At 69.8% G+C, this 12,401-nt stretch carries 10 protein-coding genes and 1 pseudogene; 5 read left to right on the top strand and 6 right to left on the bottom strand.

The features are described from left to right. The first annotated feature begins 194 nt into the window (after positions 1 to 194). The 4 genes from QNJ30_13470 to QNJ30_13455 all read left to right on the top strand — a co-directional run bounded on the left by QNJ30_13470 (position 195) and on the right by QNJ30_13455 (position 6,186). Positions 195 to 2,603 (top strand): MFS transporter, encoded by a 2,409-nt coding sequence (locus QNJ30_13470; protein ID MDJ0944475.1) that lies wholly within the window; start codon positions 195 to 197, stop codon positions 2,601 to 2,603. Further along, entirely contained in the window at positions 2,600 to 3,841 is a 1,242-nt protein-coding gene (locus tag QNJ30_13465; GenBank protein ID MDJ0944474.1) for an ABC transporter substrate binding protein, read from the top strand. The genes QNJ30_13470 and QNJ30_13465 overlap by 4 nt, the downstream gene beginning before the upstream one ends. A gap of 439 nt (positions 3,842 to 4,280) precedes the next feature. After that, positions 4,281 to 4,952, top strand: a complete 672-nt coding sequence (locus QNJ30_13460) for a hemolysin III family protein (protein MDJ0944473.1) — start codon at positions 4,281 to 4,283, stop codon at positions 4,950 to 4,952. Between the two features lie 463 nt (positions 4,953 to 5,415). Next, a complete protein-coding gene (locus QNJ30_13455; GenBank protein ID MDJ0944472.1) occupies positions 5,416 to 6,186 on the top strand; it encodes a methyltransferase domain-containing protein in 771 nt (256 codons plus the stop codon). A 6-nt stretch (positions 6,187 to 6,192) separates the two neighbouring features. Here QNJ30_13455 and QNJ30_13450 read toward each other — a convergent pair whose 3' ends face one another. Further along, positions 6,193 to 7,512 carry an adenylate/guanylate cyclase domain-containing protein gene (locus tag QNJ30_13450; protein MDJ0944471.1) on the bottom strand — a complete coding sequence of 440 codons (1,320 nt, stop codon included), beginning with the start codon at positions 7,510 to 7,512 and terminating at the stop codon, positions 6,193 to 6,195. 52 nt (positions 7,513 to 7,564) lie between these two features. Here QNJ30_13450 and QNJ30_13445 point away from each other — a divergent pair. Further along, a pseudogene (locus tag QNJ30_13445) lies at positions 7,565 to 7,750 on the top strand (OmpA family protein). Between the two features lie 24 nt (positions 7,751 to 7,774). Here QNJ30_13445 and modC read toward each other — a convergent pair. From modC to metC, 5 genes are read right to left on the bottom strand one after another with little or no spacing between them, the layout of a single operon-like run. Continuing rightward, positions 7,775 to 8,893, bottom strand: coding sequence for a molybdenum ABC transporter ATP-binding protein (gene modC, locus QNJ30_13440; protein MDJ0944470.1), 1,119 nt, complete (start codon positions 8,891 to 8,893; stop codon positions 7,775 to 7,777). Positions 8,894 to 8,904: 11 nt separating this feature from the next. After that, positions 8,905 to 9,585: a molybdate ABC transporter permease subunit gene (modB, locus tag QNJ30_13435; GenBank protein MDJ0944469.1), complete on the bottom strand. Its 681-nt coding sequence runs from the start codon at positions 9,583 to 9,585 to the stop codon at positions 8,905 to 8,907. 33 nt (positions 9,586 to 9,618) lie between these two features. Then, positions 9,619 to 10,407, bottom strand: coding sequence for a molybdate ABC transporter substrate-binding protein (gene modA / locus QNJ30_13430; protein MDJ0944468.1), 789 nt, complete (start codon positions 10,405 to 10,407; stop codon positions 9,619 to 9,621). 33 nt (positions 10,408 to 10,440) lie between these two features. Further along, positions 10,441 to 10,872 carry a phosphoribosyl-AMP cyclohydrolase gene (gene hisI, locus QNJ30_13425; GenBank protein MDJ0944467.1) on the bottom strand — a complete coding sequence of 144 codons (432 nt, stop codon included), beginning with the start codon at positions 10,870 to 10,872 and terminating at the stop codon, positions 10,441 to 10,443. A gap of 37 nt (positions 10,873 to 10,909) precedes the next feature. Beyond that, entirely contained in the window at positions 10,910 to 12,127 is a 1,218-nt protein-coding gene (gene metC, locus QNJ30_13420) for a cystathionine beta-lyase (protein MDJ0944466.1), read from the bottom strand. Positions 12,128 to 12,401 lie beyond the last annotated feature (274 nt).

The following is a 12,401-nucleotide window of genomic DNA, read 5'->3' as shown; positions in this document are numbered from 1 at the left end:
TTTATTCAAGTACACCAAGCATTGTTTCGGGGTTCGGATGTATTCTCTCAGGTTGAACCCGCTCGGTCCGGCTCCGGCGAACCCGACCGGCCGCGGCCGGCGTCGCTGCCTGCCCTGCCGGATCCGCCATCCGAGGCCCAAGGCCGCGCCGGTCGTTCAGGCCGGTCTGATCGACTGACCCTAAGGCCTGCGCCATGACGTCCGAGGCCAGCTTTCGGAAGCGTGCGGTCGATGCCGTGACCATGCTCCTGGTCTCGGGCCTGTCACTCTTCCTGCTGATGTACATCGGCTTCGGCGAGGCGCAGCGGACCTACCAGCAGTTCTACCTGGACAAGCTGGTGGCCCAGGCGCGGGTCGTGCAGAGCACCATGGAGGCCTTTCTCCGGCCCGGGCTGCCGCTCAAGCAGTTCGTCGGCTTCGCCACCCTGACCGAGCCGATCCTGGAAGCGGACCCGGCGGTCGCCGCCATGACCACCTTCGACCGCAACGACGAGCCGGTCTTCGCCAGCGGCAGCGCGAGCGCGGTGCTGCTCGAAAAGCCGCCGATGAGGGCGCCGGCCGACTCGGGCTACGAGCTTCGTGAGAGCGCGGCCGAGTATCAGATCGTCCTGCCCCTCCGGAACAAGTTCGAGACCGTGGGCCGTCTGGCCGTGACCATGCCCCGCGCCGTGGTCGAGGAGCGCGTCGCGGAGGGCTTCCGGCCGCTGCTCGTAGTGGCGCTCGGGCTATCGCTGCTGTTTGCGCTCTTCGTCTTCTTCGGCGTGCCCACGGCCCGGTCGCTGCGCTTGCCCTGGCTGCAGATGGCCTACGCCATCACCTTCCTGATCATGGCGGCCGCGGTCATCTGGACCCTGGTCTCGCTCTACTCCGAGGGCGCCCAGGTCAAGGCCAAGGCCCTGGCCGATTCCCTGGGCCAGCGGCTTTCGGGTCTGGTCGCCTTCAACATCGACATCGACGAGATCGGCGGTCTCGACCGGACCTTCGGCGACTACGTCCGGCTCAACCCGGACATCAGCGCGGCCGGCCTGACGGTGGACGGCCGGGTCGCGATCCACACCGATCCCGGGGAGGTCGGCCGGCCCTGGCGCTCGAGCCGCAGCACCTACGACTACGTGGTCGACCTGACACCGCCGGGCAGCCCGCGCGAGATCCGGGTCGCGGTGGCCCTGCCGACGGCGCTGGTCTACCGCGAGATCGCCCGCAGCGTGAAGAACTTCGCCGCCCTTTTCGTCGCCTCGGCGCTCTTCGCCGGGCTGTTCCTGCAGCTCGCAGGATCGGTCAAGCGGGGTGTGTCCGCGGCCCCGACGCCGCCGGATCCCGCCGAACGGCGCCGCCACCAGGCCCTGGCCTTGAACCTGATCAAGCCGGTGTTCTTCGCCGCGGTCTTCCTGGAGCACCTCAACTACGCCTTCCTGCCCCAGTTCGTCTACCAGGTGGTCGAGTCCGCCGGCCTGTCCGCCGGCTTCGGCTCGGCGCCCTTCATCGCCTTCTACCTCTGCTTCGCCCTGGCCCTGGTGCCGGCCGGCCACTTCGCGCAGCACCACTCGCCGCGGCCCCTGATCTACCTCGGCCTGCTGCTCGCCGGCGGCGGCCTGCTGCTGCTCGCCTCCGGCGGCGGCTTCGGCCTGGTCCTGGCGGCACGGGCGCTCTCGGGCATCGGGCAGGGCATGCTGTTCATCGGCGTCCAGTCCTACATTCTGGCCATGGCGCCGCCGGACCGCCGGACCCAGGGTGCGGCGATCATCGTCTTCGGCTTCCAGGGCGGGATGATCGCCGGGATGGCGATCGGCTCGCTGCTGGTCACCTACATGGGCCCGACCGGGGTCTTCCTGCTGAGCGGGGTCATCGCCTTCAGCCTGGCGGTCTATGCCTTGACCCTGGTGCCGGCCGTGCCCCGCGAGGAGGTGCTCGAGGCGCCGATCGGCTTCTCGCCGGGCCAGATCCTCGCCAACATCGGCAAGGTCCTGCGCTGCCTCGACTTCCTCAAGACCATGCTGCTGATCGGCATCCCGGCCAAGGCGGTGCTGACCGGCGTAATCATCTTCGCGCTGCCGCTGCTGCTGTCGCAGTACCACTACGCCCAGGAGGACATCGGCCAGATCATCATGGTCTATGCCGCCGGCGTGGTCGTCGCCAGCCTCTTCGCCGCGCGGGTGGTCGACCGGACCGGTCGGACTCAGGGCGTGCTCTTCTTCGGCGCGGTCGTCAGCGGCGCCGGCCTGTTCCTGATCGGCGTGATCGGCTGGCTGCCGCCCGGCGCGGCCGGCGGCGACTCCGCGCTGGTCACGCCGGTCCTGGTCGTCGGCGTGGCGACGATCGGGATCGCTCACGGCCTGATCAACGCGCCGGTGGTGACCCATGTCGCGGATTCGCGGCTGGCCGCGAGGGTCGGGGCCAGCTCGCTGACCGCCACCTATCGTTTCCTCGAGCGCCTGGGACATATCGCCGGTCCCATGATTGTGGCGCAGTTGTTCCTGATCGGCGGGCAGGGGACCCAGGTGCTGCTCTGGCTGGGCAGCGCCGTGCTGGCCTTCGGGATCCTCTTCGCGCTGCCGTCCCTGCCCGGCCCGGGGGGGACTGCTTCCAGGGAGATCGCAAGATGATGATGCCTCTCGCAACGAAGCGGCTGTCGAGCGCCGCAGCCTTCCTTTCGGCCTTTCTTCTGGTCGCTGTCTGCAGCCTGTCCGCGCGGGCGGAGCCGGCCTATGAGACCTGGTTCACGCCTTCCGAGCAGAGCCTTCGCGCCTGGAACTTCGTCGAGGTCGAGGACGACGACAGCCAGGTCCTGATCCGCAAGAAGCAGCCGGATGTCACCGGACCGGTCCTGCCGGTCATGGTCATCTTCCCGCGGCCCTCCTCGGCCTACGACATCGCGATGAACAAGATCCTCGACGTCTTCGAGGAGAAGGAAATCAACGCGGAGTTCCTGCTCTACAACTTCGGCAAGGACCACGGGCGAGGCAAGCGCGGGCTCAAGATCGCCGAGGAGCGGGGCTATCGCCTGGTCTTCTCGATGGGCTCGGAAACCACCGCCTGGCTGTGGGACAACTACCGCGGCGGGGAGATCCCGATCGTCTCGGTCTGCTCGAAGGACCCGGTGGTGCTGGGGCAGGCGCCCAGCTACGAGGTCGGCACCGGCTCCAACTTCGCCTTCACCTCGCTCAACATGCCGATCGAAGTCCAGATGGCCTACGTCAAGGAGCTGAAGCCCGATCTCAAGAACCTCGGCATCCTGGTCAACAGCAAGAACGTCAGCGCCGTCGAGACCCAGGCCAAGCCGATGAAGCGCTATGCCGAGCGCCTCGGGATCCGGGTCCAGGAGCTTGCCGTCGAGACGCCCGAAGGGGCTGCCGAGGAGCTCGAGACTCTGGTCGCCAAAGCGGTCGCGGTCATGCGCAAGAACGACCCGACGCTCAGCAATAGCGCCTTCTGGATCACCGGAAGCACGGTGGTGTTCCGCGAGATCGCGACGATCAACGAGAACGCGGACCGGGTCCCGGTCCTCAGCGTCGTGCCTGACGTCGTCATGCCCGGGCCGAACAGCGCCGTGCTCTCGATCGGCGTCAGCTTCGAGAGCAACGCCCACCTTGCGGCGATCTACGGCGCCGACGTGCTGCAGGAGCGGGTGGAGGTCGGCGACCTGCCGGTCGGGATCGTGTCGCCGCCGGACATCGCCATCAACTTCCTGAAGGCCCGCGAGATCGGCCTCGAGGTTCCCTTCAGCTTCTTCGAGAGCGCCAGCTTCGTCTACGACTACGAAGGGCGGATCGTGCGCGACAACGGCAAGCCGGTGAGAAGCGCTCCGGCCGGCGGCAAGCCGGTTGCGGCCAAGCCGAAGTAGGTCGCGCCCGGAAGGGGACGGGCGGGCGGCACGGCCCGCTCGCCCCGGATTATGTGCCCTGAGTCACCACCCAGGTCACCAACAGCAGGGCCAGACAGATTGCCGCGACCAGGCAGATGTCCAGGATCGCCTCCGCCGAACGAAACCGGAGGGCGAGCCTCTCCCGCGCGTCTAAGTCTATGTCGTGTTTTTTCGCTGCCACGGTGGGAACTTTGTTTTCGAAACCCCAGTCGAGGCTCTAGGTATATTGTCGCTTTTTCTATTGCTCAGTTAAATTGATCACTTAGAAAGGGCGAATTATTTATTCAAATTTATGGATCTTTTTGCCTCCCTGAGCCTGGCGCAGCGGTTCACGAATTGATCATCAAGACGGCACTGGCACCCCGGGCCGGCCCTGGCTATCGTGTGATCCTCAGCAGGGAGGTGACGTTTGAAACGGGTGGACCGGGACTTGCGCAGCGCGATCGAGCGGGACGGGGAGAGCCTCTACGAGGAGCTGGCCAATGCCGTGACCCATGGCATCGGGGCCGTGCTCTCCGCGGCGGCCTTGGCGTTGATCGTGGTTCTGGCCGCCTTCACCGGCAGCGTCTGGGCGATCGTGACCTCGGCAATCTACGGCGCCACCCTGTTTCTGACCTACCTGTCCTCCGCGCTCTATCACGGCACCTGGCATCGGGCGGCCAAGTCGATCTTTCTGGCCGCCGACCACTGCGCGATCTTTCTGCTGATCGCCGGGACCTACACGCCGATTACCCTGCTGGCTTTCCCGAAGCCGCTGGGTTGGGTCCTCTTCGGTGTGATCTGGAGCATGGCCCTGATTGGGATCGGGGTCCGGCTCTGGTTCGGCCGCCTGCACTGGGGTCTCATCCCCGTGTTCCTGGGTATGGGCTGGCTCGGCTTCCCCTGGAGCGACACGATCTTCGACAGCCTGGGGACCGGCGGCGCCTGGCTATTGCTGTCCGGCGGTTTCGCCTACACGGCGGGGGTCGTATTCTTCCTCTGGCGCAGCCTGCCCTTCAATCACGCGATCTGGCATCTCTTCGTGATCGGCGGCAGCGTCTGCCATTTCTTGGCGATTGCGATCTATGCGTTACCGGCCGTCGCAGGCTGATTACAACCTGCGGCGCGGCCGGCTACGCATTGGAATTGCAAATTGGCTCGCAAGCTCCGGGCTGGCGCCAGGATCGTGCGGTCTTCGTCAGAACAGCGCGTAGGCGCTGAACAGCGACGTCTGCTCGAGTAAAGCCCAGACAAGAAAAACGCCGGCCACGACGGCCGCTGCCTTCTCTATGAGCTGTTCAGTCGTGCTCATCGTTCTCCCCCAGTTGGTCTCCATCGCACGCCTGCAGCCAACCGAGGGTATATGTAGCGCAGATCGGGTAACTTGTTATTAACTATGTTGGACTTGTCACAGAAATCCTGCATTTGTTGTATTTCCGCCACAGGCTTAATGTTTCCGCCACAGGGCCGGACGTCCTTGAGCGCACGACAGCCCTTCGGCGCCTTTCGCCGTGGTCAGGTGCGACGCCGCTGCGGCCAGAGCGTTCCGAGGCTGCCGCTTCGGGAGCGGAGCGATGGCTGATTTCGGCAAGGCGGCGGCCGACTACGCGCGCTTCCGCCAGGGCTTTCCGCCCAGCTTCTTCTCGCGGCTCTCGGACTATCGGATCGGCACCCCGGGTCAGGCGGTCCTCGACCTCGGGACCGGGACCGGGCTCCTGGCGCAGGCCTTCGCCGCCGCTGGCGCCCGGGTGACCGGCCTGGACCGCTCCGAGGCCCTGCTGGCCGAGGCCCGGGCGGCCTCTGAGGCGGCGGGCCTCGAGGTCGCCTATCGCCTGGGCCGGGCCGAGGACACCGGGCTGGCCTCGGCGGGCTTCGATGTCGTCGCCGCCGGCACCGCTTGGCACTGGTTCGACCGGGCGGCGGCGGCGCGGGAGGCCTTCCGGCTGCTCAGGCCGGGTGGGCGGCTTCTGATCGCCCATCTGGACTGGCAGGGGAGGCCGGGCAACGTCGTCGACGTGACGGCGCGGGTGATCGACCGGCTCTCGCCCCGGCGGCCCGCCGGCCGCTACACCTTCGAGTTCCCGAAATGGCTCGGCGCGCTCGTCGCGGCCGGCTTTGCCGACTACGAGGCCTTCGCCTACAGCGAGGCGCTCGGCTACGGCCGGGAGGCCTGGTGCGGGCGGGTCCGAGCCAGCGCGCGGGTCGCTCCGGTCATGGACCCGCAGACCCTGGCGCGTTTCGACGCCGAGCTGGCGGCCGAGCTCGCGCGGCATTTCCCGGAGGATCCCCTGGCCGTCGACCACCGGATCTTCGCCCTGATCCTGGAAAAGCCGGAAGCGAAGTGAGGCCGCTCAGCGCGGCTCCAGGGTGAAGAGCTCCTGCGGCTCGGAGACGCCGCGCAGGGCGTAGCGTCCCAGTGAGACCAGCCGGGACCGCGCCGCCGGAGCGCCGGCGGCGAAGTCCGAGGAGACCAGCACCCGCTGGTCCAGGTTCCGGCAGAGCCCCTCGATCCGGCTGACCTCGTTGACCGCCGGGCCGACGACCGTGAAGTCGAGGCGCTCAAGGCTGCCGATGTTGCCGTAGAGCACCTCGCCGAGGTGCAGCGCCAGGTAGATGTCGCTGCTCGGCAGCCCGGCCGCGCCGCGATCTGTGTTGAGCGCGTCGACGCGCGCCAGCAGCGCCTCCGCGGCGTCGAGGGCGCGTGCGCCGGCGGCGCGGGAGTCGTCCAGCTTGAAGATCGCCAGGATGCCGTCGCCGACGAATTTCAGGACCTGGCCGTCGTGGGCGTGCAGGGTCTCGACCACGCAGGCAGCGTAGTCGTTGAGCAGGCGCAGCAGGGTCTCGCTCGGCGCGGTGTCGGCGATCCGGGTGAAGCCGCGCAGGTCGCTGTACCAGAGCACCGCCTCGATGGCCTCGGCGGTGCCGCGCTCGATTTTGCCGCTCAGCACCCGCCGGCCGGCGTCCTGGCCCAGGTAGGTCTGCATCAGGGTCTCGGTGATCCCGCGGGTCAGGGCCGACTTGAGGGCCAGGCAGAGCGTCGGCAGGGAGCCCTCGATGATCGCGAGCTGGCCGGTCGAGAAGCCTTCGGGATGCTGCGTCGTCCAAGAGGAGTAGAGCGTGTCGAAGTCGCCGATCGCCTCCTCCCCGGAGAGCGGAGTCAGCAGGACCAGGTAGTCTGTCGTGCCCGCCGCCTCGAGCTCCGCGAGGATCGGAAAGTTCGGCAGGCCGGCGTCCTGGACGCCGCCGGGCTTGAGGCGCAGCCGCGCCTCCTTGCGCTCGGCCAAATAGTAGAAGGGACTCTGTAGCCAAAGCTCGTCGGCGGTCTCGGCCTCGCTGCGCTCGTAGTCGCGCCGCGAGATCCCCGCTTGCGCCGACCAGATGAAGTTGCTGCCGAGCAGCACGGGGTGCAGGGTGTCGACGCCGACCGCGCAGCGGTCCAGCGGCACCCCGGCCTGGCAGAGGCGCCGGCAGTAGCCCTCGATCAGCGCGCCGCCCTCTTCGCCCGCGAGGCCGGCGGTCACGATCCAATCATTGAGGGGCGCCAGCTTGGCAAGGGCGTCTTGCGTCGGGTCCGGCTCGGTCATGGCACAGAGATAGCGGTCCGAGAGCCGAAGTTCGAGCCCCTTCCGTCGCCCGCGGTCCCCGCCGCGCGCGCGGCGCGGCCAATCCACGGACCGCTACCTCGTCGTCGGGCACACCGACACCCGGGCCGGCTACGGCGACAACCTGGCCCTGTCGGAGCGCCGGGCCCGGGCCGTGATCGCGTACCTGGAGACGGAGAAGAAGATCTCGCCGGCCCGGCTCCGCTCTGTCGGCGTCGGCTACGCCGCGCCGCTGGCGAGCAACAGGACGGAGACCGGGCGGGCCGAGAACCGCCGGGTCGAGCTGGTCTGGGAGCGGCGAGAATAGGGGTCCGCGCCTGGAGAGTTGGGCTCAGCCCTCCAGGAAGCGGCTGCGGCTGGCGCGGCGCCCCAGGCTGTGGCGGTCGAGGGCGACCGCCTTGATCAGGGCGAAGACCTCGGCCGCCGGCGCCAGCTGGAGCTCGTGGCAGGAGCGCGCCGTGATCCGGGCCCAGAGCGTCTCGCCGCCCAGGGCGAGCTTGACGTCGCGCAGCGGGCCTTCCTCGCTGCCGATCTCCTCGACCCGGGCCGGCAGGACGTTGAGGAAGCTGACGTCCGCCGGCGCGCTCCGGGCCAGGGCCACGTCGCGGGCCCGGATCCGGACCCTGAGCTCGGTCCCCAGGGGCAGCTTCAGGTGCGGTACCCGCAGGCGGCCGCCCTTGAAGGCCAGCTCGGTCAGGCCGAAGGCGAGGTCCTGGCCGGCGACCTTCGCGCGCAACACCGCGCCGGCCTCGTAGCGGCCGGTCAGCGGGCGCAGGTCTAGGCGGCCGGTCACCTCTTCGAGCGGCCCGACCGCGACCACCTTGCCCTCGGACATCAGGACCAGGGTATCGGCCAGGCGGACGATCTCCTCCATGGCGTGGGTGACGTAGACGATCGGCACCTCGAGCTCGTCGCGCAGGCGCTCGATGAAGGGCAGGACCTCGTCCTTGCGGGCCTGGTCGAGGGCCGAGAGCGGCTCGTCCATCAGCAGCAGCCGCGGATTGGCGAGCAGGGCGCGGCCCAGGGCGACCCGCTGCTTCTCGCCGCCCGAGAGGTCGCGCGGCCGGCGCTCGAGCAGCCCGGCGATGCCCAGCAGCCCGACGATCTGCTCCAGGCCGATGACCCGCTCGGCCGCCGGCACCCGGCGCAGGCCGTAGCTCAGGTTGCCCTTCACGGAGAGGTGCGGGAAGAGGCGGCCCTCCTGGAAGACGTAGCCCAGGCGCCGGCGCTCCGGCGGCAGGTCGATGCCGGCGGCGGAGTCGAAGAGGACCGAGCCGGCCACGGCGATGCGCCCGCGGTCGGGCCGGCTCAGGCCGGCCAGCAGGTTCACCAGCGAGGTCTTGCCGGCGCCGGAGCGGCCGAAGAGGGCGGTCACGCCCCGGGCCTCGCAGTGCACCTGGGCGTCCAGGGCGAAGCCGCCGAAGGCCTTGGTGACGTCGATCTCCAGCATCGTCCCGGGCTTCAGGCCGTGCGCGTCAGCCGCCGGGCGATGACCTCGGAGGCGGCCAGGGCGATCAACGCGACGGCCACCGAGATCAGGGCCAGGCGCAGGGCGCCGGCCTCGCCGTCGGGGGTCTGGATCAGGGTGTAGAGCGCGATCGGCAGGGTGCGGGTCTCCCCCGGGATGTTGGAGACGAAGGTGATGGTGGCGCCGAACTCGCCCAGGCTGCGGGCGAAGGCGAGGATCGCCCCGGCCAGGATCCCGGGCGCCATCAGCGGCAGGGTGACGGTGAGGAAGACGTTGACAGGCCCGGCGCCCAGGGTCCGCGCCGCCGCCTCCAGGCGCCGGTCCACGGCCTCGAGCGACAACCGCATGGCGCGGACCATCAGGGGAAAGGCCATGACCGCGGCGGCCAGGGCGGCGCCACGCCAGGTGAAGGCGAGGGTGATGCCGAGGGTCTCGTAGAGCCAGGCGCCAAGGGGGCCCTTGCGTCCGAAGAGCACCAGCAGGCCGTAGCCCACGACCACGGGCGGCAGCACCAGGGGCAGGTGGATCAGGCCGTTCAGCAGGGTCTTGCCGTAGAACTGCCAGCGCGCCAGGGCCCAGGCGGCGAGCAGGCCGAGCGGCAGGCTCAGGGTGACGCTCCAGAAGGCGACCCGCAGGCTGAGGCCCAGGGCCTCGGTTTCGAAGGGCGTCAGCATCGGCGCGCGCGTATCCAGCTCACGAGGCCCGGGTCAGGAACCGGCGGCCGGCCGGGTGAAGCCGCGCGCGCGGAAGCGCCCGGCAGCGGCGGGCCCCTGCAGGAAGTCGTGGAAGGCCTCGACCGCGGCGCGGCGCCGGCCGGCGATCATGGCCAGGGGATAGCGGATCGGCGGATGGCTCTCGGCCGGAAAGCGGTCCAGGACCCTGACCTTTCGGGCGATGGCGGCGTCGGTCGCATAGACGATGCCGGCCGCGGCCTCGCCTCGGTCGACCAGGGCCAGGGCGGCGCGGACGTGGGCGGCATAGGCGATCCGCCCCTTGACCCGGGTCCAGACCCCCAGGCGGGTCAGGGCCGCCTTGGCGTAAAGCCCCGCTGGCACGTGGTCCGGATCGGCCAGGGCCAGGGGCCGGCCGTCGAGCAGGCCCGCCAGGTCGAAGCCCGCCGCGATCTCGACCTCGGCCCCGGAGTCCAGGGGCGCGATCAGGACCAGGGCGTTGCCGAGCAGGTCGAGGCGAGACCCGGGCTCGACCAGGCCCCGTTCCGCCAGATGGTCCATCCAGCGGGGATTGGCGGAGAGGTAGAGGTCGGCCGGCGCACCCTGGACGATCTGCCGGGCCAGGGTCGAGGAGGCGGCGAAGACCGGCCGGACCGGGTTGCCGGTCTCGGCCGCGTAGAGCTCGGCGATCTCGGCGACGGCGTCGGTGGTGCTGGCGGCGGCGAAGAGGGTGACGGTCTCGGGCTCGGCCCATGCCGGGGCGGTGGTCAGCAGCAGCCCCAGCAGAGCGCCGGCGAGCCCGGCCGGAACGCGGCGCAAAGCCATTCTGTCCTGTCCTCCCACGACCGCCGTCCAGGTTCAGGATTCGCTTCCCTCCGGCCGGCCCGCGCCGTAGAGCCGCGCCGGGTCCGCCGTGACCGGCAGCACCTCGACCAGGGCCGCGCCGTCGAGGGCCCGGTAGAAACAGCTGCGCCGTCCCGTATGGCACGCGACGCCGGCCTGATCCACCTCCAGCAGCAGGGTGTCGCCGTCGCAGTCGATCAGCAGCCGCTTGAGGACCTGGGTCTGGCCCGAGCGCTCGCCTTTGCGCCACAGGCCCTTGCGGCTGCGCGACCAGTAGGTGACCTGGCCGCTCGCCAGGGTCGCGGCCAGGGACTCCCGGCTCATCCAGGCCATCATCAGGACCTCGCCGCTGTCGTGCTGCCGGGCGATCGCCGGCACCAGGCCGTCCGAATCGAAGGCGATGGCCTCTTCCAGGCTCCGGGGCAGCGCTTCGGGCTCTTGGCTCATGTCGGTCTTCCTCGATCGCGCCCGAAGGGCGCGGACGTCACTCGGCGGCGGCGCGGGCGGTGAGGCGGGCGAAGCCGGCCTCCAGGTCGGCGATCAGGTCCTCCGGGTCCTCCAGGCCGATGTGGAAGCGCAGGAGCGCCCCCGGGGCCTCCCAGGCGGTCGCCGTCCGGGTCCGCTCGGGATGGCCCGGGATGACCAGGCTCTCGTAGCCGCCCCAGCTGGCCCCGATGCCGAAAAGCTCGAGCCCGTCGACCATCGCGGCCAGGGCGGCCCGCGGATAGTCCGCCGCCAGGACGACGCTGAACAGCCCGCTGGCGCCGGTGAAGTCGCGCTGCCAGAGCGCGTGTCCCGGTGCGTCGGGCAGGGCCGGATGCAGCACCTGGTGGACCTCGGGCCGGGTCTGGAGCCAGCGGGCGACCTCCAGGCCGTTCTCCTGGTGCCGCTCGAGCCGGACCGACAGCGTCCGCAGGCCGCGCAGGCCGAGGTAGGCGTCGTCCGGGCCGGCGGCATTGCCCAGGGCATAGACCGTCTTGCGGATCTGCCAGTAGAGGGCCTCGTCGGCCGCCGTGATCGACCCCAGCATGGCGTCGGAATGGCCGACGACGTACTTGGTCGCCGCCTGGATCGAGACGTCGAGGCCCAGATCGAAGGGCTTGAGGAACAGCGGGGTCGCCCAGGTGTTGTCGATCAGGACCGGCACGCCCTCGGCCTTGGCCGCCGCGGCGATCGCCGGCAGGTCCTGGACTTCGAAGGTCAGCGAACCCGGGGATTCGCAGAACACCGCCTTGGTCTCGGGCCGCAGGAGGGCTTCGATCCCGGCGCCGATCAGGGGATCGTAGTACTCGGTCTCGACCCCGAAGCGGGCGAGCAGCCCGTCGCAGAAGCGGCGGGTCGGCTCGTAGGCGCTGTCGGTCACCAGGATGTGGCCGCCGGCCTCGGCGAAGGCCAGCAGGGCGCAGGCGATGGCCGCCAGGCCGGAAGACGCGAGCACCGTACCGTAGCCGCCCTCGAGGCCGGCCAGGGCGTCCTCCAGCGAGAAGGTCGTCGGCGTGCCGAGCCGGCCGTAGACGAACTGGTTCTTCTCGAAGCGGCGCTGCCGGCCGCGCTCCCACTGCTCCATGCCCTCGGTCAGGACGGTGGAGCAGCGGAACACCGGCGTGTTGACCGCGCCGCCGAAGCGGGCCGGATCGCGGCCCAGGTGCGACAGCAGGGTGTCCGGCTTGAGGTCCTTGTCGGTCCGGTCCTTCTTGGCCACGTGCGGCGGCTCCTTCGCTTGGCGGGCTCTGCCGGGCCAGTTATGCCAGCAAGGCGAAGCTGTTTCAAAGGGCGCGCGAGACGGCGCCGACCCGATCGGGGCCGCAGCGCCGCCAAACCGGCGCCGGAGTCCTGCCGCGACGCTGGCAAAAGGAGGGAGTCTCTTCAGCCTTGGGTTAACAAAAGCGTTAAGACCCCAGGGAAAGCCTGGGTCTTGCGGCTGTTGCCTTTCCCGATCGAATGATACATCTTCCGTCACTGTGGGAGCGCCATCG

The sequence above is a fragment of the Kiloniellales bacterium genome, assembly GCA_030066685.1.
Lineage (GTDB): Bacteria > Pseudomonadota > Alphaproteobacteria > Kiloniellales > JAKSBE01 > JAKSBE01.
The sequence above is the reverse complement of the archived record's forward strand: the minus strand, read 5'-3'. Positions and strand labels throughout refer to the sequence as shown.